Here is a 21587-nt window from a genome sequence, read left to right on the forward strand (position 1 = left end):
GGGACCCGGCTACTGAGCCCCGGCCTCGTCGATCACCCGCCGCACGGAGCGCACCGTTTGGATGGCCCCGGCTTCGGTCTCGGCGACGTCCTGGACAACCACCCCGGTCTCACCGCGCGAAGCAAGCGCACCGGCGACACCGTCGTTGCCCGCGCCTGGCAGGGCCAGGACGACGGGCGCGGACTCCGCGTCGAGCCCCGCGGCGAAGTCCGCGAGCGCACCGTCCGCGAAGGAATCCTCCCCGTCCGGTGCTCCGACGATGACCGCCGCGTTCGCCGCCGCCAAGTCAGCACCTGTGTACTCCAGGAAACCGGCCTCGGCGAGGGTGCTGAGGACGAACTCGCGGTCCTCGGGCGTGGCGCGCGCTGACCCCGCGCCGTCGGAAAACAGCGCCGCGGCGAGCGACTGGCCGGCGTGCCGGCTCGGCGACCGGGCATCGACCGAGAGCTGCGCCCCCGCCGGCAGCGTGTTCGCGATGATGGATCCGAGCTGGTCGGCGCTGCCCTGCGCGAGGAACTTCTCCGTCAGGGTCACCTCGCCGGCGTTGTCGGCGCCGGCCGCGTCCAGCAGCTCGCGGATCCTCGCGGCATCGTCCGCGGCCGCGCCCGGGGCGCGCAGCACGATCACCGCGGAACCCTTCAGGGAATCGGCGAGGATGGCCCCCGACTCCTCGGCGAGCAGCGCGTTCGCCTCTTCCGCCTGCGCCTCCGCCTCTTCGGCGCGCGGGTTCGCGGTCTCCGCCTGCTGGGCGCCCTGGCCGGTCCCCCGCACCTCCTGCAGGGCCGGTGAAATCACCAGGGAGCCCAGTGCGACGCCGAGAGCGGTGCCCCACGCCAGGCCCGCCAGGACGAGGGCTCCACGGCCCTTCTTTGCTGACACGATCCGCTCCTCCTCTCCGCGCCTAGCGCACCCAGTTCTGGAACTTCAGCGCGATGGCGTTCCAGGTGTCCACGAGGTTGTCCGCGAAAGACCCGTCGCCGCCGAGACCGACCACCAGAACGACCGTCGCCACGGCGACGAGCAGGCCGAGGATCGCCCACGCCCACGCGAGACCCCCGCGGGGCTGCAGGGCGTAGAGGTTCTCGATGACGCTCGAGTCCACCACCCGGCTGCCCGCCTTGAGTCGGGTGAGCAGCGCCGCGGGGCCCGAGTGGTCGTCCCCGGCGAAGATCGCGTCGAGGTCCACGGCGTCGCCGACGGTGACGATCATCTCCGCGCCGTGGAACGCCGCCAGCAGAATCGCGAGGTCGAGCGGTGAATCGGTCGCCGCGGGGAAGGTCATCGCCCCGACACCGAGGTCCTGGATCCGTTCCAGGCCGGCGGCGTGCCCGTCCGGATCGGCGGGCAGGACAACGCGCGCGTCCCCGCGCAGGTTCTCTGCCGCGACGTCGGCGGGGTCGCCGACGATGAAATCGGGTGCGTAGCCCGATTCCGCCAGCGCGTCTGTCGCCGAACCGACGCCGATGAGCACCGGCTTGTACTCCCGGATGAAGTTGCGCAGCCTGCCCACCTTCTCCCGCGCCTGCGGGCCGGGGGCGACGACGAGCACCTTCCGTCCCGCCATCGCGTCGCCCATCTCGGGCACGCCGACGCCATCGATGAGCAGGGGCGACTCCGAATGGATGAACTCGATGGTGTTGCCGAAGTAGGCCTCCATGTGGTCGAGCAGGCTGCGCTGGGCCGCCAAGAAGGTGGCGTCCATGCTCTCGCGCTCGACCGGGCGGGCCTCGCCCACGAGCTTCTTGCCGGAGAACACCTGCCCGTCCGCCGTCACCGCGCCCTTCCGCCCGTCTCGCAGCGCCGAGCCGAGGGCGTCGCCGCCCTCCTCGAACAGGGCGATGCCGGCGTCGAGAAGCAGGTGGGGCCCGTAGTTCGGCATGGACCCCGTCGAGAAGGCGGCGAGGTTGACCACGGCGGCCGGTTTGGCGTCGATGAGCAGTTCCGCCTCGCGGCGGTTCATGTTCGGCGAGTTGACCACCGCGATGTCGCCCGCCTTCACCCGCGAGGTTCCGCGCGCGGTGCAGTCACGCAACGTCCCCTGCACCTGGGCGGGGGACGATTCAGCGGGGGCGGGAGATTCGCCGGAGGCGCGCGAAAAGACACTCATGGGCAACATTGTGCAGGTTGGGCGGGCCCCGAGGGTGGAGGCGCGCGGGATCAACCCCGGGCGGATGCGACCTCGGCCTGCGCCCGCTCGAAAAGCTCCGCCGCGTGCGCCCTGCCCGTCTCGGAATCCTCCATGCCCGCAAGCATCCGGGCCAGCTCCTCCACCCGCTGCTCGGGCGTGAGCCGGGAGACTCCGGAGGTTACCGTCTCGTCGCCGACGTTCTTGGCCACGTGGAGGTGTGTGTCGGCGTAAGCGGCCACCTGCGGCAGGTGCGTGACCACGATGACCTGGTTGTTGGTGGCCAGCCGGGCGAGGCGGCGACCGATCTCCACCGCTGCGCGCCCGCCGACGCCCGCGTCGACCTCGTCGAACACGAGTGTCGCGCCCGTCGCCGAGGCACTGAGGATGACCTCGAGGGCCAGCATCACCCGGGAAAGCTCACCGCCGGAGGCGCTCGTGGCCAGCGGCTGGGGCTCCATGGCGTCATTCGGCGCGAGCCGCAGCTCCACCGCGTCCGCACCGTCGCGCCCATAGGGCTGCTTCTCCACCTCCACGCTCAGGCGCGCCTTCGGCATCGCCAGGCCGCGCAGCTCCCCGGTCACGGCCTCACCGAGCGCGGAGGCCGCGGCCGTGCGGGCCTTCGTCAGAGCGCGCGCCCGCTTCTCCAGCTCCTTCTCGAGGGCGGCGACGCGCTTCTTCAGCTCGTCGAGAGCCTCGGCGGAGGTGTCGATCCTGCCCAGCCTCTTGCCTGCCTTCGCCCTCCAGGCCAGAACCCCGGCAATGTCGGGGGCGTACTTGCGGGTCAGCGTCTTGAGCTCCTGCTGGCGCTGCAGCTGCTTGTCCAGCTCCTCCGGGTCGGAAGGGAGGTTGGCGGAGTAGCTGCCCAGCTCCGCCGAGATGTCGGAGAGCACCCCGGCGACGTCGCTGAGCTGTTCGCCCAGGGACTTCAGGTCCGCGTCGCTGGCGGCCGCGAGGGCGGAGGCCGCGCGGCCGATGAGAGCCGAGGCGGCCTCCTCCTCGCCCCCGAACGCGCCGACCGCGTCCGCACCGTCGATGGCCACGAGGGCGGTCTCAGCGGCCTCGCGCAGCGCGTCGACGTCCTGCAGCCGGTTGATGCTGGCCACCAGCTCCTCTTCCTCACCGGCCACCGGATTGGCCTCGTCAATTTCCGCGATGGCGAACTGGAGGCGGTCGACCTCCTGCGCCAGCTCGCGGCGCTTCTCCGTGCGCTCCTTCAGCTCGCGGGCAGCCGCCCTCCACTGCGCCCACGTCTCACGGTAGGCCTCGAGAACGGGGGCAATCGCCGGGTCGAAGCGGTCGAGGGCACCGAGCTGCTGGTCCGGGGACATGAGCCGGAGCTGGTCGTTTTGGCCGTGGATGGTCAGCACGTGCCCGGCGAGCTCCGCGAGGGTGGCGGCGGGGACGGTGCGGCCGCCCAGGTGCGCCTTCGAGCGGCCGGTGGCCTTGACGGAGCGGGACACGACGTACTCGCCGTTTTCGTCCGCCTCCGCCCCCGCTCCCTCCGCAATCTCGCGGACGGCGCTCTGTGCCTCGGCCGGAAGGCCGTCGACGGCGAAGGCGCCCTCGACCACCGCCTGCTCCGCGCCGGTGCGCACGCGCGAGGCATCGGCGCGCCCGCCGGTGAGCAAACGAAGTCCCGTGACAACCATGGTCTTGCCCGCACCGGTTTCGCCGGTGAGCACCGTCAGCCCGGGGCTGAGCTCGGCGGTGGCGCGGGGGATCACGCCCAGGTTGGAGATGGAGATGTCGCTCAGCATTATTTCGCGGCCGGTCCCCTCCACCCGGAGACGGGAAGCTTGAACTTGTGCACGAGCCGGTCGGTGAACGGGTGCTCGTCCAGGCGCACCCAGCGGACGGGCCGGCGGCCGCGGACGATCTCCACGCGTGAGCCGGGCGGCATCGCCATGGTCCGGAAGCCGTCGAGCACGACGTTGGCCTCGCCGGTGTTCGACTCCGACTCGATGGCCACCGTCGAGCGCGGCGAGACCACGAGTGGCTTGGTGAACAGCGCGTGGGCGTTGTTCGGCACCACGAGCAGGGCCTCCACCTCCGGCCACATGACCGGCCCCCCGGCGGCGAAGGCGTAGGCGGTTGAGCCGGTCGGCGTGGACACGAGCACGCCGTCGCAGCCGAAGGAGGACACCGGGCGGAAATCCACCTCGAGGGTGGCGTCCATGACCTTCGTGCGGTTGACGTTTTCGATGCTGGCCTCGTTGAGCGCCCAGCCCGTGCCGAGCACGTAGTCGCCCGAGTCGAGCAGGACCACGTCGATGGTCATGCGGTCCTCGATCCGGTAGGTGCAGTCGATGACCCGGCCGATCGCCTCCTCCAGGCTCTCCTGCTCCCACTCCGCGAGGAAGCCCACGTGGCCCAGGTTGATGCCCAGGACCGGGACGTCCTGGGCGTGCGCGTAGTTCGCGGCGCGCAGGAACGTTCCGTCGCCGCCGAGCACGAGGACGAGCTCGCAGTCCGCCGCGGCCTCCGGCCCCTCCTGCACGCGCTCGAGGGTGCGCAGGGAGTCCTCCTCCTCGACCGGGCCCATGTTGTTCTGGTCGAGCAGCCGCACCTCGATGCCGGCGGCGGTGAGCAGCTCGGCGGCCCGCGCGGCCGCGGCGATGTTGCCCGCCCGGTAGGTGTGCGGCACGAGGAGGATCGCGCGGTTGTTGCGTGCACTCATCAGTTCTGGGGTCCTTCCTCGACAGCTCGGTGAACAAGGGCGCGGAGGGTGTCGTCGTCAAGCGTGCTGGCGCCGGAATCCTTGACGAGCCATAGGAAGTATTCTACGTTGCCGCTCGGCCCGGGAAGCGGGGACGCCACAACATCTCGCAGGCTCAGCCCGAGGCTCTGCGCGAACTGCGCCACCTCACAGGTGACCTCCGCCCGCATCTCCGGCGAGCGCACGACTCCCCCGCTGCCGAGCCTCTCCTTGCCCACCTCGAACTGCGGCTTGACCATGGGGAGCAGGTCCGCGCCCTCGCTCAGGCACTCCGCGATGGCGGGCAGGACCAGCTTCAGGGAGATGAAGGACAGGTCGCCCACCATGAGGTCGGCGGGCCCGCCCATCGCCTCGGGTGTCAGGGTGCGGATGTTGGTGCGGTCGAGGACTCGCACGCGCGGGTCGTTCTGCAGCCGCCACACGAGTTGCCCGTAGCCGACGTCGACGGCCACGACCACCGCGGCGCCCCGCGACAGCAGCACGTCGGTGAAACCGCCGGTCGAGGCACCAGCGTCGAGCGCACGGCGCTTATCGACGACCAACCCGCCCGCCTCGAACGCCTCCAGCGCGCCGAGCAGCTTGTGCGCGCCCCGGGACGCCCAGTTGTCCGCCTCGTCGACCGAGACCCGGATGGAGACGTCCGGCTCGACGACCGTTGCCGGCTTCGTGGCGACGAAGCCCCCGACCTCGACGCGGCCCTGCTTGATCCAGGTCTGCGCCTGCTCCCTCGAGCGCGCGATCTTGCGGCGCACGAGCTCGGAATCGAGCCTGCGGCGTCCTGGTGCCATCCGCCCCTCTCCTTCCCTCGGTGGTTGTCGGTGATTCCGCGTCAGCGGTCCTGCAGCGCGTCGTTAAGCAGATCGTGCGCCCGGTTGAGCTGCTCCAGCTCCTCGCGCAGCGTTGGCTCCTCGGTGCCGAGCGTCTCCTCGACGCGGCGGCTCAGCTCCTCCGGGCTCACCCGCGGCGCGCGCGGGTCGTGCGGTACGGGTACGGACACGGTGCTCACCACCACTGGGCGCAGGCCCGTTCGGCGGCCTCCGAATCGGGTCGCACGAGCTCCGGCGGCGACGGCATGTGCCACGCCACCTGCAGTGCGGTGCGCAGGGCCTGCTCGGCTGTCGCGTCCGCGTTGCCTCGGCCGAGCATGATGTCGTCCCCGTCGACCCGCGCGGTGAACCCGCCCTGCGGGCCCACCTTCAGCTCGTTCTGGTCCTGGCGCAGCGCGGACAGGTCAGCGCCGATGTAGGTCGGGCGCTGCTCCTTCGGGGCCTCGAAAAGCGCGAGAGGGCCTGAGACGCCAGTGAGCACGTGGAGCGACGGAATCCCGGCGGCCACCGCGCCGGCGAGGTCGGTGTCGAGTCGGTCGCCGACCGCCAGCGGACGGGCGGCGCCGACACGTCGGGCAGCCTGGATGAACATCGCCGGCTCCGGCTTGCCCGCGGAGCGCGGGACGACGCCCGTCGCGGAAGTCACAGCAGCGACCATCGAACCGTTGCCCACCATGAGCCCGCGCTCCGTGGGCAGAGAGGTGTCGAGGTTCGACGCGAGGTAAACCGCCCCGTCCGCCACGGCCAGCGCGGCCTCGGACAGCTCGCGCCACCCCGTCTCCGGGTTGTGGCCGTGCAGAACAGCCTTGGGGGCGGCCGCTGCGCTGTCCACCACCTCGTAACCCGCATCCTCGGCGAGCGCCCGGAAGGACGCGGAGCCCAGGACGAGGATCTTGTCCCCGGGCTCAAGGTGCTCCCGCGACATCTCAATGGCGGCCTGGGCGGAGGTGAGGACGTCGTCAGGCGATGCCCCGATACCCATCCCCTGCAGAAGCTCCGCCACGGTCTCGGGTGCGCGGTAGGCGTTGTTGGTGATGTAAACAACCGGAACGTTCGCCGCACCGATGGCCTCCACGGCGTTGGGCAGCGCCCTGCCGCCCTCCCAGACGGTGCCGTCGAGGTCCAGAAGAAGTGCGTCGAAGGAGTCGATGAGAGCCACAGGCGCCCTACCCCAGCTCCGCGGCACGCTCAGCGGCATCGGTGGACCCGTCGGAATCGATGGCAGCCGCATGCTCGAACCAGGCCCGGGCCTCGTCCCCTTGTTTGAGGGCAAGGAGCGCCTCCGCGTAGGCGTACGACAGACGAGCCTGCTCCGAGCCCTGCGAGTCGAGGGAGGGCTGCATCCGTTCCAAGGTGGCGAGGGCGGCCTCATGCTGTCCGAGGTCGTGCCGCGCACCGGCGAGAACGATGGCCAGCTCGATCTTGCCGGCTTCGTCGAGCTCGCGCGCCTCCGGCCCGCGACCGATCTCAAGAGCCTTCTCGGGCCTGCCTAGGCCGCGCTCGGCGTCGGCCATGACCGCGAGCAGGCCGGGGCCACCCGACATGCGGCGCGCGGCGCGCAGCTCGGAGAGGGCCTCGCGCCATTCGCCGGCGTGGTAGGCCACGATGCCGTTCGTCTCGCGGACCACTCCAACGCGGCCCGCCCGGTTCTTCGCGGCTCGGGCATGCCGCAGCGCGAGCTGCGCGTCATCCTCCAGGAGCGACCCCGCCATGATCATGTGCTTGGCGACGCGGTCAGCGTTGTCCTTCGACAGCACGCGAAGATCCTGCAGAACCGAAGGGTCGAGCTCGTTGACGTCGATCTCGGGCGGCAGGTCCGGCTCGGAGAGGCGCTGGGCCATCCGGTCCTCCCGGTACCCGTGACGCTGCGGGTTGGAGCGCTTGTGCTTGTAGCCGCCGTCCTCGCGCCGCGAGCCGTCGTCGCCGCGGCGGCGCGGCTTGTGGTCGCCCTTGCGCTCCCCCTGGCGCTCCCTGTTGCCCGAAGGGCGGCGCTTACCGCCGCGGGGGCGGTCGTCCCGGTGACGAGAGTTCGACTCTTCGGACATAAAAACCCTTTCTGTAAAGACTCACCCAGTATAGGCGCGCTCGCGACGAGCCTGCGGGTGGGTGGGCATAAAAGTGAGCGTGGCCCGCAGTGCAGCCCCTCATGACAGGGGCGCGTGGGTTGCGGGCCACGCTCATATTGTGAAGTTGTTGGGTCGGCGGTAACTTACTCTCCCACTCCCTCCCGGGGGCAGTACCATCAGCGCGGGCGGGCTTAGCTTCCGGGTTCGGAATGGGTCCGGGCGTTTCCCCGCCGCCATCAACCACCGACACACTTGTTGGGTTGATCATGTTGGGTTCATGTTCAATTATTGTTCTGGCCTCCACACACGCACTGGTTGGTGGTGTGGTGTGTCAGATACTGCATAGTGGACGCGGGCACGATTCTTGGTGCTCATTGTTTGTTGTGTTTGTTGGTGTATTAGTACCGGTCACCTTCGCGCATTGCTGCGTGTCCAGATCCGGCCTATCAACCCCATAGTCTGTGGGGAACCTCAAAAGAAACCTCATCTCAAAACAGGCTTCCCGCTTAGATGCTTTCAGCGGTTATCCCTTCCGTACGTAGCCAACCAGCCGTGCTCCTGGCGGAACAACTGGCACACCAGAGGTACGTCCGTCCCGGTCCTCTCGTACTAGGGACAGCCTTCTTCAAGTTTCAACGCGCGCGGCGGATAGAGACCGAACTGTCTCACGACGTTCTGAACCCAGCTCGCGTGCCGCTTTAATGGGCGAACAGCCCAACCCTTGGGACCTACTCCAGCCCCAGGATGCGACGAGCCGACATCGAGGTGCCAAACCATCCCGTCGATATGGACTCTTGGGGAAGATCAGCCTGTTATCCCCGGGGTACCTTTTATCCGTTGAGCGACACCACATCCACAAGTAGGTGCCGGATCACTAGTCCCGACTTTCGTCCCTGCTCGACTAGTCAGTCTCGCAGTCAAGCTCCCTTGTGCACTTACACTCGCCACCTGATTGCCAACCAGGCTGAGGGAACCTTTGGGCGCCTCCGTTACTCTTTGGGAGGCAACCGCCCCAGTTAAACTACCCACCAGGCACTGTCCCCAACCCAGATCATGGGCCAAGGTTAAGGTATCCACTACGGTCAGAGTGGTATTTCAACAACGACTCCACAACCACTGGCGTGGCCGTATCACAGTCTCCCACCTATCCTACACAAACCGCACCGAACACCAATACCAAGCTATAGTGAAGGTCCCGGGGTCTTTTCGTCCTGCCGCGCGAAACGAGCATCTTTACTCGTACTGCAATTTCACCGGGCCTGTGGTTGAGACAGCAGGGGAGTCGTTACGCCATTCGTGCAGGTCGGAACTTACCCGACAAGGAATTTCGCTACCTTAGGATGGTTATAGTTACCACCGCCGTTTACTGGGGCTTAAATTCTCCGCTTCGGCACAACATGCCTAACAGGTCCTCTTAACCTTCCAGCACCGGGCAGGCGTCAGTCCGTATACATCAACGTAAAAGTCTTCGCACGGACCTGTGTTTTTGATAAACAGTCGCTCCCCTCTATTCTCTGCGACCCCACCACGCTAACCACCGTAAAGATGGCGCACACAGCAGGGTCCCCCTTCTCCCGAAGTTACGGGGGCAATTTGCCGAGTTCCTTAACCACAGTTCACCCGACCGCCTTAGTATTCTCTACCTGACTACCTGTGTCGGTTTCGGGTACGGGCCGTGTACACACTCGCTAGAGGCTTTTCTCGACAGCATAGGATCACCACCATCACCCCACAAAGGGGCTACGCATCACGCCTCACACATAATGAGCCCCGCATTTAACAAGGGCCCGTGCCACACGCTTGCACCGCAATCCATTAAGCGGCGTAGCTACCTTCCTGCGTCACCCCATCACTGACCTACTACGGATCAGGCCCCACACCTCGTCCCACCACACCACTCAAAGAGCAAGTGACAGCAGCACTCGGCGTGGTTAGTATCACCGGTCCAGTCTTGGGCGCGTATACACGGGTACGGGAATATCAACCCGTTGACCATCGACTACGCCTGTCGGCCTCGCCTTAGGACCCGACTCACCCTGGGAAGACGAACTTGACCCAGGAACCCTTAGTCATCCGGCGGATAAGATTCTCACTTATCACTCGTTACTCATGCCTGCATTCTCACTCGCACACAGTCCACAGCCCCTTCCGGTACTGCTTCACCCCATGCACGACGCTCCCCTACCCATAACACATGTTATGCCGCGGCTTCGGCGGTGTACTTGAGCCCCACTGAATTGTCGGCGCGGAACCACTCGACCAGTGAGCTATTACGCACTCTTTCAAGGATGGCTGCTTCTAAGCCAACCTCCTGGCTGTCTTCGCGATCCCACATCCTTTTCCACTTAGTACACCCTTAGGGGCCTTAACCGGCGATCTGGGCTGTTTCCCTCTCGACTATGAAGCTTATCCCCCACAGTCTCACTGCCATGCACCACTTCAACCGGCATTCGGAGTTTGGCTGACATTGCTAAGATGATAGTCCCGCTCAACCAACCAGTAGCTCTACCTCCGGCAAGCTAACATGACGCTGCACCTAAATGCATTTCGGGGAGAACCAGCTATCACGGAGTTTGATTGGCCTTTCACCCCTACCCACAGCTCATCCCCTCAGTTTTCAACCTAAGTGGGTTCGCGCCTCCACAACCTCTTACAGCTGCTTCACACTGGCCATGGGTAGATCACCCCGCTTCGGGTCCAGGACATGCCACTTGCAACACCCCATTAGGATTCGCTTTCGCTACGGCTCCCCCACCAACGGGTTAACCTCGCGACATGCCGCTGACTCGCAGGCTCATTCTTCAAAAGGCACGCCATCACACACACGAGGTGCTCTGACGGATTGTAAGCGCACGGTTTCAGGAACTATTTCACTCCCCTCCCGGGGTACTTTTCACCATTCCCTCACGGTACTATCCACTATCGGTCACACTGAGTATTTAGGCTTACCGGGTGGTCCCGGCAGATTCACAGCAGATTCCACGAGCCCGCTGCTACTCGGGAAACACACAACACACCAACACACGCCTTCACGTACAGGGGCTCTCACCCACTACGGCGCACCATCCCAGGCAACTTCCGCTAACACGCGCTGAATGTGCACAGGCATGACAGTACCTGCAACATGCATCCCCACAACCCCACATGCGCAACCCCTGCCAGGTATCACACACACATGGTTTAGCCTCATCCGCCTTCGCTCGCCACTACTAACGGAATCACAATTGTTTTCTTCTCCTACGGGTACTGAGATGTTTCACTTCCCCGCGTCACCCCCACACAGGCTATGAATTCACCTGCAGGTCACACCACACAACTGGTGCCGGGTTTCCCCATTCGGACATCCTCGGATCAACGCTTTGTTGGCAACTCCCCGAGGCTTAACGCAGCCTCACACGTCCTTCATCGGCTCAGCATACCAAGGCATCCACCGTACGCCCTTAAAAAACACTAACAACACGCACCCACCACAAGGCAGGCACGCACACAAGAATAAAGATGCTCGCGTCCACTATACAGTTCTCACACACCACACCCACACACCAAAAACACACCACACGGACGTGCCCAAGCATGCAGGGCCTAAGGAAACAACACACAAACGCGTATCATCCCAGACACCCGACAGCGCACCAACATACCCGTCCACAAAAGACCACTCGCTTGCAGGCAACAATTGCACACCACACGCACAAAGCACCACACACAATGATGCCGGCATGCCTCCACCCGGATTTCAACAAAAAACGCGGCAGCACCACACACGGGCACTCAACCACACACCCCACAACCGTGGGGCACACAAAAACAAAAACTCCTTAGAAAGGAGGTGATCCAGCCGCACCTTCCGGTACGGCTACCTTGTTACGACTTCGTCCCAATCGCCGATCCCACCTTCGACAGCTCTCTAACGAGTTTGAGCCACTGGCTTCGGGTGTTACCAACTTTCATGACGTGACGGGCGGTGTGTACAAGGCCCGGGAACGTATTCACCGCAGCGTTGCTGATCTGCGATTACTAGCGACTCCGACTTCATGGGGTCGAGTTGCAGACCCCAATCCGAACTACGACCGGCTTTCAGCGATTAGCTCATCCTCACGAACTCGCGCACGCGCTGTACCGACCATTGTAGCATGTGTGAAGCCCTGGACATAAGGGGCATGATGATTTGACGTCATCCCCACCTTCCTCCGAGTTAACCCCGGCAGTCTCTCATGAGTCCCCACCACAACGTGCTGGCAACATAAGACAAGGGTTGCGCTCGTTGCGGGACTTAACCCAACATCTCACGACACGAGCTGACGACAACCATGCACCACCTGTACACCAGCCACAAAGGGAAAGACCATCTCTGGCCCGGTCCGGTGTATGTCAAGCCCAGGTAAGGTTCTTCGCGTTGCATCGAATTAATCCACATGCTCCGCCGCTTGTGCGGGCCCCCGTCAATTCCTTTGAGTTTTAGCCTTGCGGCCGTACTCCCCAGGCGGGGCGCTTAATGCGTTAGCTACGGCACGAACCCCGTGGAAGGGACTCACACCTAGCGCCCACCGTTTACGGCATGGACTACCAGGGTATCTAATCCTGTTCGCTACCCATGCTTTCGCTCCTCAGCGTCAGTTACTGCCCAGAGACCTGCCTTCGCCATCGGTGTTCCTCCTGATATCTGCGCATTTCACCGCTACACCAGGAATTCCAGTCTCCCCTACAGCACTCAAGTTATGCCCGTATCGCCTGCAGTCCCACAGTTAAGCCGTGGACTTACACAAACGACGCGACAAACCACCTACGAGCTCTTTACGCCCAGTAATTCCGGACAACGCTCGCACCCTACGTATTACCGCGGCTGCTGGCACGTAGTTAGCCGGTGCTTCTTATCCAGGTACCGTCACTTACGCTTCGTCCCTGGCGAAAGGAGTTTACAACCCGAAGGCCGTCATCCCCCACGCGGCGTCGCTGCATCAGGCTTGCGCCCATTGTGCAATATTCCCCACTGCTGCCTCCCGTAGGAGTCTGGGCCGTATCTCAGTCCCAATGTGGCCGTACACCCTCTCAGGCCGGCTACCCGTCGACGCCTTGGTAGGCCATTACCCCACCAACAAGCTGATAGGCCGCGAGCTCATCCCATACCGCAAAAGCTTTCCACCACACCACCCACGATGCAGTCCTATCCGGTATTAGACCCAGTTTCCCAAGCTTATCCCGAAGTACAGGGCAGATCACCCACGTGTTACTCACCCGTTCGCCACTCGAGTACCCTGCAAGCAGGGCCTTTCCGTTCGACTTGCATGTGTTAAGCACGCCGCCAGCGTTCATCCTGAGCCAGGATCAAACTCTCCACAAAAAATGCTTCAGAAGAAACAGGCCGTGAAAAGCCCAAAACCCAACCAAAACAAACCACCACACCCAACACCCACCAAAAAGCAGGCACCAAGCGCGCTGGCAATCCACAAAATTACCGGCCACCCCTCCCCACCCTGACGAGGGAAAAAACAGGGAAAGGCAACCACAAAAAAGTATCTGTCACAAACGCGAATCAATCACGCACCATGCAAACACCAACAAAGCCGCGCCCCATCAAATGGTTCAGGCACAACCCACCGGCACACACCCACCACCACAAAAGCAGCAGCAAGCACACACAGCACACAACCAACCCACAAACAAAAAAGTACATTGGCACACTATCGAGTTCTCACACAACACACGCACACCCAACACAACCCAGCAAAAACCAGGCCAGTCAAGCAGCAAGAGATGAATCTACACAACCAGTAACCAAAAGTCAAAATCGAAGTAAACAACAACCCCGACAACCCTCGGAAACCACCGTTATGCACTTAAAACATCCCACTCACCCCAACCGAACCAACCCGGCCGCGGCGACGAGGAGAAACATTAACCCCAACCCACCAACAACACAAACCCGCAGGTAGACATGCAAAAAGGGCAAGCTTTTCTCGGGCTTGCCCCTCACATCGCGGCGCTAAGTGGCCCCCTAGGAAACCTCGACCCCAGCGAAGTTCTTCTTGCCGCGGCGCAGGACGATCCACTTCCCGTGCAGCAGGTCTTCGGGTCCGGGAACCCACTCGTCGGATTCGACGCGGGCGTTGTTCGCGTAGACACCGCCCTCCTTGATGGAGCGCCGGGCGGCGCCGCGGGAGTCGGCCAGGCCTGTCCCGACCAGGAAGTCCACGATGGTCTCGCCGGCTGCGGCGGAGTGCACCGAGGTCTCCCGCACGGCCGAGGCCAGGGTGGCTTCGTCGAGAGCCGTGAGCTCCGCGCGCCCGAACAGCGCCTGCGATGCCAGCTCAACGGCGGCGGTGGCCTCGGGGCCGTGGACGAGGTTGGTCATCTCCTGGGCCAGGCGCTTCTGCGCCTCGCGCTTGAAGGGGCGCTCCTCCACCTCGACGGCGAGGGCGTCGAGCTCCTCATGGTCGAGGAAGGTGAACCAGCGCAGGTAGCGGATGACGTCTGCGTCGGCGGTGTTCACGAAGTACTGGTACCAGGTGTAGGCGCTGGTCATCTCCGGATCGAGCCAGAGGGAACCGCCGCCGGTGGACTTGCCGAACTTGCGGCCCTCCGAGTCCGTCACGAGGGGCACGGTGAGCGCGTGGACCTGCTCGCCGTCCATACGCCGGTTCAGGTCGACGCCGGCGACGAGGTTGCCCCACTGGTCGCCGCCACCGACCTGCAACACGCAGTCGTGGTTGCGGCGCAGCTGGACGAAGTCGTTCGCCTGCAGCAGCATGTAGGAGAACTCGGTGTAGGAGATGCCGTCGTTGTCCAGCCGGCGCTTGACGGTCTCGCGTCCCAGCATGGTGGACAGCGAGAAGTGCTTGCCCACGTCGCGCAAGAAGTCGATCACCGTCCAGTCCTTGATCCAGTCGTTGTTGTTGACCAGAAGGGCACCGTTCGGACCGTCGAAGTCGACGAAGCGGGACAGCTGCCCGGAGATGCGCTGGGCCCAGTCGGCTACCGTGTCGGAGGAGTTCATCGAGCGCTCCCCCACGTCGCGCGGGTCACCGATCATGCCCGTCGCGCCGCCGGCGAGCACGATGGGGCGGTGCCCGGCGAGCTGGAAGCGACGCAGCATGAGCAGCGGCACGAGGTGGCCGGCGTGCAGCGAGGGGCCGGTCGGGTCGAAGCCACAGTACAGGGAGATCGGGGAGGCGGTCGCCTCGCGGAGGCTGTCGAGGTCGGTCGACTGGTTGATCAGTCCGCGCCACTCGAGCTCGTCGATGATGGTGTTCTCGGTAGACATGAAAGCTTTCTATGGGTGGGGTTCGCCCGGGTAGGGCTGGGCTTCATCGATGAGGAGCACCGGGATGTCGTCCTCGATGCGGTACGCGAGGCCCAGGCGGGGGTTGACGAGGAGCTGCTGATCCTCCAGATAGGTCAGCGCACCCTTGTCCTTGGGGCACGCCAACACCTGGAGCAGCTGCGGATCAAGACTCATGGCGACCATCCTAGTGGGTGGCCGCCGCCGGTCTAGCGCAGCGGGGTCTGCGCCCACGCGCGATATCGCCCGCTCGCCGCCGCGACGCGTTCGCGCTGCTCCTCCACCCGCGGCCGGGCGGTGCCGCCCCGGGTGTCGCGCGAGGCGACGGCGCCGTCGATGGTCAGCACCTCGCGGACCTCCGGGAGCAGTCGCTTATCGACGCCCGCCAGCTCCTCGTCCGTCAGGTCGACGAGGTCCACGCCCCGCGCCTCGGCAATGCGCACGCATGCCCCGGAGGCCTCGTGGGCCTCGCGGAACGGGACGCCCTGACGCACCATCCACTCGGCGAGGTCGGTGGCCAGCGTGAAGCCCGCGGGGGCGAGCTCGCGCATCCGCTCCTCGTGGAACACGAGGGTGGAGACCAGGCCCGTCATGGCCGGCAGAAGGATGCGCAGCTGCGTGACGGAGTCGATGACCGGCTCCTTGTCCTCCTGCAGGTCGCGGTTGTAGGCCAGCGGCATCGCCTTGAGGGTGGCGAGCAGGCCGGTCAGGTTGCCGATCAGGCGACCGGACTTGCCGCGGGCGAGCTCGGCAACGTCGGGGTTCTTCTTCTGCGGCATGATCGACGAGCCGGTCGACCAGGCGTCGTGAAGCGTGACGTAGCCGAACTCGGGCGTCGACCACGCGATTATCTCCTCCGCGAGCCGCGAGAGGTCCACCGCGACCTGGGCGAGGACGAAGGCGGTTTCGGAGGCGAAGTCGCGCGAGGCGGTGCCGTCGAGCGAGTTGTCCGTGGCCGAGTCGAACCCGAGCTCCTCCGCGATAGCCTCGGGATCGAGGTGCAGCGAGGAGCCGGCGAGGGCGCCGGAGCCGTAGGGAGAGACGGCCAAGCGCTTGTCGGCGTCCTGGATGCGCTCGAGGTCGCGCAGCAGCGGCTGCGCGTGGGCCAGCAGCGAGTGCGCCAAAAGGATCGGCTGCGCAGCCTGGAAGTGGGTCTTGCCCGGCATGATCACGTCGGGGTGGGCCGCCGCCTGCTCGACGAGCGCATCGACGAGGTCGGCGACGTCGAGGGCGACGCCGCGCAGGGCGTCGCGGCACCACATGCGGAACATGGCCGCGACCTGGTCGTTGCGTGAGCGGCCCGCGCGCAGGCGGCCACCGACCTCGGGGCCGACGCGCTCGATCAGGCCGCGCTCCATCGCGCCGTGGACGTCCTCGTCCGTCGGGGCGGGCGTGAACGACCCGTCGGCCACGTCACGGCCGAGCTGGTCAAGCCCGTCGAGCATGGTGGCGAGGTTAGCGTCGGAGAGCAGGCCAGCCCTGTTGAGCACCTTCGCGTGGGCCTTCGAGGCGAGCACGTCGTAGGGCGCGAGCACCCAGTCGAAGTGGGTGGACACGGACAGGGCGAACATCGCCTCGGACGGCCCGCCGGAGAAGCGCCCGCCCCACAGCGCGCCCTCGTTGGTCTTGTGCTGCTCCATTTACTTGCCGGCCTCGCGGTCGCGCTTGTTGGCAATCTGCGACGACAGGCCGTGCAGGCGCACGAAGCCCTTGGCCAGGGTCTGGTCGAAGGTGTCGCCGGTGTCGTAGGTGGCCAGGTTGAAGTCGTACAGCGAGTGGTTGGAGCGGCGGCCGTTGACCACAGCGCGGCCCGCGTGCAGCACGAGGCGGATGTCGCCGGTGACGTGCTCCTGGGTGGACTCGATGAAGGCGTCCAGGGAGCGCTTCAGCGGGCCGAACCAGAGGCCGTCGTAGACCTCCTCGGACCAGCGGGCGTCGATAAGCCGCTTGTAGCGGGCGAGCTCGCGCTCAACGGTGACGTCCTCGAGGGCCTTGTGCGCGGTGATGAGCGTGATCGCGCCCGGGGCCTCGTAGACCTCGCGGGACTTGATGCCCACGAGGCGGTCCTCGACCATGTCGAGGCGGCCGATGCCCTGCGCGCCGGCGCGGCGGTTGAGCTCCTCGATGGCCTCCAGCACGGTGACCTGGCGGCCGTCGATCGCGACGGGCTTGCCGGCTTCGAAGGAGATGATGACCTCGTCCGGGGCGTTGCCCATGGCCGGGTCCTCGGTGTAGGCGTAGAGGTCCTTTGTCGGCGGGTTCCACAGCTCCTCCAGGAAGCCGGTCTCGACGGCGCGGCCCCACACGTTCTGGTCGATGGAGAAGGGCGAGGCGGCGGACTGCTCGATGGGCAAGTTCTTGCCCTCCGCGTAGGCGATGGCCTTGTCGCGGGTCCAGGCGTAGTCGCGCGCCGGCGCGACGATCTCCAGGTCCGGGTCCTGGTTGAGGAAGCCGACCTCGAAGCGGACCTGGTCGTTGCCCTTGCCGGTGCAGCCGTGGGCGACGTGGGTGCCGCCGTGCTCCTGCGCCGCCTTGACCAGGTGCTTGACAATCAGCGGGCGGGAGATCGCCGAAACGAGCGGGTACTCGCCCTGGTAGAGCGCGTTGGCCTTGATCGCCGGCAGGCAGTACTCCTCGGCGAACTCGTCCTTCGCGTCGATGACGATGGACCCCGCCGCGCCGCAGTCGAGGGCGCGCTGGCGGACCGACTCCATGTCCTCGCCGCCCTGGCCGAGGTCGAGGGCCACGGCGACGACGTCACCTTCGAGCATTTCGCCCAGGTACGGGATGGCCACGGAGGTGTCGAGGCCGCCGGAGTATGCGAGGACTACGCGGTTGGTCATGGAAAAGACTCCTTTACTGCGGGCGGCCGCAGCGGACCGCCCGAAAACGGGTGAGTTCAAGGCTTATAAGTGACAATACCGGCCCTCCCCGACACGTCGGGGCCGGGCCCGGGGCTTTAGGCGTCGGGTTCGCCCGGCGTGGAACCGCTGAGGAGAACCTCCGCCAGCTCCTTGCCGGAGAGGGGGTCGCGGGCGAGGACGAAGATCGTGTCGTCGCCCGCGATGCACCCGACGACCTGCTCCAGCCCCACACGGTCGATGTAGCTGGCCAGGTACTGGGCCGCACCCGGCGGGGTGCGCAGTACCGCGGTCGAACCGGAGTGATCCGCGGAGACAACGAGCTCGTCGAGCATGCGCCGCAGCTTCTCCCGCGGGCCCGACTGGCCGTGGCCGAGGGACTCGGCGGTGGTGTTGACGGTGTAGAAGGAGCGGCCTCCGCCCGCCGGGCGGACCTTCTTGGCGCCGAGCTCGTCCAGGTCGCGCGAGAGCGTCGCCTGGGTGATGTCGATGCCGTCGGCAAGCAGGAGCTCGGAGAGCTGGACCTGGGAGTAGACGCGGGTCGCGCCCAGGATCTCCAGGATGCGGGCCTGTCGCGCCGTGCGCGAGACGGGTTGGGCCATTACTGGTGCTCCAGGAGCCAGACCAGCAGGGCCTTCTGCGCGTGCAGACGGTTCTCCGCCTCGTCGAACACGCGGGAGGCGGGCCCGTCGATGACCTCGGCCGTCACCTCGCTGCCGCGGTAGGCGGGCAGGCAGTGCAGGAAGATGGCCTCGGCGCCCGCGCGGTCCATGACCTCCTGCGTCACCTGGTACGGCAGGAACGGGGTGCGGCGGTCCTTGCCGTCGCCCTCCATGCCCATCGACACCCACGTGTCGGTGATGACCACGTCGGCGCCGACCACCTCCCCGATGTCGGAGGTGACGGTGACCGTCGCCCCCGTCTCCGCGGCGCGGGCGCGGGCACGCTCCACGAACTCCTCCTTGGGCAGGAAGCCCTCGGGGCCGATGATGGAGATGTCCATGCCCGCCGTGGCGAATCCGATCATGTAGGAGTTGGCCATGTTGTTGTCCCCGTCGCCGAGGTAGACGGCCTTGCGCCCCTTCAGCCCCGCCGGGCCCTCATCGGGGCAGAGGTTTTCCACGCAGGTCTGCAGGTCGGCGAGGATCTGGCAGGGGTGCAGGTCGTCGGAGAGGGCGTTGACGATGGGAACGGTGGCCGTCTCCGCCATGTCGAGCAGGTTCTGGTGGGCGTAGGTGCGCCACACGATCGCCTCGACGTAGCGCGACAGCACCGCCGCGGTGTCCTGGTACGTCTCACCCTTGCCCATCTGGGAGTTGCCGGTCTCGGTGACGATCGCGTGGCCGCCGAGGTGGGCAATCCCCGCGTCGAAGGAGAAGCGGGTGCGCGTGGACGTCTTGTCGAAGAGCACGGCGACCGACAGAGGGCCCTCGAGCGGGCGGCGAGACAGCGGCGCGCGCTTCAGCTCCGCGGCGAGGGTGAGCACCTCCGCCTGCTCGGCGGGGGTGAGGTCGTCGTCGGCGAGGAAGTGCCGGGGTGTGTGGCTCATCAGTTGTTCTCCTTAGTCTGTGTACCCGAGACGTCGCGCGAGCTGCAGGCGGCGAGGGTCTCCGCGAAGCGCAGCGCGGCCTCCGCGATCTCATCGTGGGTGATCACCAGCGGCGGGGTGAGGCGCACAACGCTTTCCGACGGCGCGTTCAGGATCAGCCCGCGCCGCAGTCCTTCGCCCACCGCTTCTTTGGCGAGCGGCTCGTCGAGCACGACACCGAGCATGAGCCCGCGTCCGCGCACCTGCCGCACCCCGGGGACGTCGCGAAGCAGGCCGGCGAAAGCCTCACCCTTTCTCGCGACCTCCGCGACGAAACCCTCGTCCACGGTGTCGAGCACCGCGTTGGCCGCGGCGCACACCACCGGGTTGCCGCCGAAGGTGGTGCCGTGGGAGCCGGGGGTGAGCAGGGACGCCGCCCGGCCCCGCGCGATGGCCGCACCGATGGGAAGGCCCCCACCGAGGCCCTTCGCCATCGTGATCACGTCCGGAGAGACGCCCTCGTGCTGGTGGGCGAAGAAGTCGCCGGTGCGGCCGACGCCCGTCTGAACCTCGTCGACGACCATGAGGATGCCGTGCTCGTCGCAGAGCTCGCGGACGGCGGCGAGGAAGCCCTCCGGGGCAGGGACGACGCCCGTTTCCCCCTGGATTGGTTCGAGGAAGATCGCCGCGACGGAGCTCGGGTCCATCCCGACGAGGGTGCGCAGATAGTCGCTGTCCCCGTAGGGGTAGTACTCCACGCCCGGAGTCAGCGGCTCGAAAGCCGCGCGCTTGTCGGGCTGACCCGTCAGCGCGAGCGAGCCCATCGTGCGGCCGTGGAAACCGTGCCGTGCGGCGAAGACCCTGCGCCGGCCGGTCAGGCGCGCGATCTTGAAGGCGGCCTCGTTGGCCTCGGCGCCCGAGTTGCAGAAGAACACGCGCGCGGAGTCGTCGCCGACGATCTCCTTGAGCCGCGCGGCGAGGCGCACCACCGGGGCGGAGGCGAAGATGTTCGAGACGTGGCCGAGCGAGGACAGCTGCGCGGTCACCGCGTCGACGATCGCCGGGTGGGCGTGGCCGAGCGCGTTGACCGCGATCCCGGCCAGCAGATCGATGTAGTCGTTGCCCTCGGAGTCGGTCACCACGGCGCCGCGGCCCGAAACGAGCTCGACGGGCGGGGTGCCGTAGGTGTTCATCAGCACCTCGCCCCACTGGGAGGTGATCTCACTCATGCCTGGTCATCCTTCCGAAAGACGGTTCCCTCTGGGTAGTTGGCGGCATCGTAGGCGTCGGGAAGCACCATCGTGCCGATGCCGCCCATGGTGAGGAGCTCGAGCAGGACGGAGTGCGCAATGCGCCCGTCGATGACGTGTGCGGCCCTGACTCCCCCGCGCACGGCGGTGAGGCAGGCCTCCATCTTTGGGATCATGCCCGAGTCGAGGCTGGGCATCATCCGCTCCAGCTCCCCCACCTGGATCTTGGACAGCAGTGAGTCCTTGTTGGGCCAGTCCGTGTACAGGCCCTCGACGTTGGTGAGCACGACGAGGCGCTCCGCGCCGATCGCGGCGGCCAGAGCGCCGGCAGCCTCGTCCGCGTTAATGTTGTAGACCTCCCCGTCGTCGCCGGGGGCGATCCCGGACACCACGGGGATGCGGCCGGCCTGGATGATGTCCATCACGGCGGACGGATTGACGTCGACGATCGTTCCGACCAGCCCGATGTCGCGCTGCTCGCCGTCCACCTCGACGGTGCGCCGCACCGCGTGGAACAGGCCCGCGTCCTCGCCGGAGGTGCCCACCGCGTAGGGCCCGTGGGAGTTGATCTTGCCCAGCAGGTCGCGCCCCACCTGGCCGAAGAGCACCATGCGCACCACGTCGAGGATCTCCGGGGTGGTCACGCGGAACCCGCCGACGAACTCCCCGCCCTCGAGGCCGAGCCGCGAGAGCATCGCGGAGATCTGGGGACCGCCGCCGTGGACGACCACCGGCTTCGCGCCGACGGTGCGCAAAAACACCATGTCGGCGGCGAAGGCGGCCTTGAGCGATTCGTCGATCATGGCGTTGCCGCCGTACTTCACCACCACGATCTTGTCGCGGTAGTGCTGCAGCCACGGCAGCGCCTCGGCCAGCACGTTGGCGCGCGTTTCATTGTTGAGGTTCACGGTTGTCTCCTCCCTCGGTGTCCG

General features: G+C 66.2%; 16 protein-coding genes and 3 rRNA genes. All 19 read right to left on the bottom strand.

The window, feature by feature from the left end; all coding sequences use genetic code 11:
- Positions 1–9: 9 nt before the first annotated feature.
- On the bottom strand, positions 10–879 hold the full coding sequence (locus DYZ02_RS01415; RefSeq protein ID WP_181896859.1) for a copper transporter: 870 nt from the start codon (positions 877–879) through the stop codon (positions 10–12).
- A 22-nt stretch (positions 880–901) separates the two neighbouring features.
- Complete coding sequence (steA, locus tag DYZ02_RS01420; protein ID WP_115684672.1) at positions 902–2116, bottom strand: putative cytokinetic ring protein SteA; 1215 nt, start codon at positions 2114–2116, stop codon at positions 902–904.
- A gap of 41 nt (positions 2117–2157) precedes the next feature.
- Entirely contained in the window at positions 2158–3885 is a 1728-nt protein-coding gene (gene recN / locus DYZ02_RS01425; protein WP_115684673.1) for a DNA repair protein RecN, read from the bottom strand.
- Positions 3885–4805, bottom strand: a complete 921-nt coding sequence (locus tag DYZ02_RS01430) for an NAD kinase (protein ID WP_115684674.1) — start codon at positions 4803–4805, stop codon at positions 3885–3887. The genes recN and DYZ02_RS01430 overlap by 1 nt, the downstream gene beginning before the upstream one ends.
- Positions 4805–5632: a TlyA family RNA methyltransferase gene (locus DYZ02_RS01435; protein WP_115684675.1), complete on the bottom strand. Its 828-nt coding sequence runs from the start codon at positions 5630–5632 to the stop codon at positions 4805–4807. The genes DYZ02_RS01430 and DYZ02_RS01435 overlap by 1 nt, the downstream gene beginning before the upstream one ends.
- Before the next feature lie 41 nt (positions 5633–5673).
- Positions 5674–5841 (bottom strand): hypothetical protein, encoded by a 168-nt coding sequence (locus tag DYZ02_RS11280; RefSeq protein ID WP_181896860.1) that lies wholly within the window; start codon positions 5839–5841, stop codon positions 5674–5676.
- A gap of 5 nt (positions 5842–5846) precedes the next feature.
- On the bottom strand, positions 5847–6830 hold the full coding sequence (locus DYZ02_RS01445; RefSeq protein WP_115684677.1) for an HAD-IIA family hydrolase: 984 nt from the start codon (positions 6828–6830) through the stop codon (positions 5847–5849).
- A gap of 7 nt (positions 6831–6837) precedes the next feature.
- The gene (locus DYZ02_RS01450; protein ID WP_115684678.1) at positions 6838–7716 is read right to left on the bottom strand and encodes a tetratricopeptide repeat protein; all 879 of its coding nucleotides are present in this window, start codon (positions 7714–7716) and stop codon (positions 6838–6840) included.
- Between the two features lie 151 nt (positions 7717–7867).
- Positions 7868–7985 (bottom strand): 5S ribosomal RNA (gene rrf, locus DYZ02_RS01455).
- A gap of 130 nt (positions 7986–8115) precedes the next feature.
- Positions 8116–11192 (bottom strand): 23S ribosomal RNA (locus tag DYZ02_RS01460).
- 367 nt (positions 11193–11559) lie between these two features.
- Positions 11560–13078: ribosomal RNA gene (locus DYZ02_RS01465) — 16S ribosomal RNA — on the bottom strand.
- Together the 16S, 23S and 5S rRNA genes form the textbook arrangement of a ribosomal RNA operon.
- Before the next feature lie 654 nt (positions 13079–13732).
- On the bottom strand, positions 13733–14998 hold the full coding sequence (gene tyrS, locus DYZ02_RS01470; RefSeq protein ID WP_115684679.1) for a tyrosine--tRNA ligase: 1266 nt from the start codon (positions 14996–14998) through the stop codon (positions 13733–13735).
- A 9-nt stretch (positions 14999–15007) separates the two neighbouring features.
- A complete protein-coding gene (locus DYZ02_RS01475; protein WP_115684680.1) occupies positions 15008–15193 on the bottom strand; it encodes a Trm112 family protein in 186 nt (61 codons plus the stop codon).
- A gap of 32 nt (positions 15194–15225) precedes the next feature.
- On the bottom strand, positions 15226–16656 hold the full coding sequence (gene argH / locus DYZ02_RS01480; RefSeq protein ID WP_115684681.1) for an argininosuccinate lyase: 1431 nt from the start codon (positions 16654–16656) through the stop codon (positions 15226–15228).
- The gene (locus DYZ02_RS01485) at positions 16657–17859 is read right to left on the bottom strand and encodes an argininosuccinate synthase (RefSeq protein ID WP_115684682.1); all 1203 of its coding nucleotides are present in this window, start codon (positions 17857–17859) and stop codon (positions 16657–16659) included.
- 116 nt (positions 17860–17975) lie between these two features.
- Positions 17976–18479 (bottom strand): arginine repressor, encoded by a 504-nt coding sequence (locus DYZ02_RS01490; protein ID WP_115684683.1) that lies wholly within the window; start codon positions 18477–18479, stop codon positions 17976–17978.
- Entirely contained in the window at positions 18479–19426 is a 948-nt protein-coding gene (gene argF, locus DYZ02_RS01495; RefSeq protein ID WP_115684684.1) for an ornithine carbamoyltransferase, read from the bottom strand. The genes DYZ02_RS01490 and argF overlap by 1 nt, the downstream gene beginning before the upstream one ends.
- Positions 19426–20634, bottom strand: a complete 1209-nt coding sequence (locus DYZ02_RS01500) for an acetylornithine transaminase (RefSeq protein ID WP_115684685.1) — start codon at positions 20632–20634, stop codon at positions 19426–19428. The genes argF and DYZ02_RS01500 overlap by 1 nt, the downstream gene beginning before the upstream one ends.
- On the bottom strand, positions 20631–21563 hold the full coding sequence (argB, locus tag DYZ02_RS01505; RefSeq protein ID WP_115684686.1) for an acetylglutamate kinase: 933 nt from the start codon (positions 21561–21563) through the stop codon (positions 20631–20633). The genes DYZ02_RS01500 and argB overlap by 4 nt, the downstream gene beginning before the upstream one ends.
- Between the last annotated feature and the right edge of the window lie 24 nt (positions 21564–21587).

The sequence above is a fragment of the Corynebacterium senegalense genome (genome assembly GCF_900411315.1).
Taxonomy (GTDB): domain Bacteria; phylum Actinomycetota; class Actinomycetes; order Mycobacteriales; family Mycobacteriaceae; genus Corynebacterium; species Corynebacterium senegalense.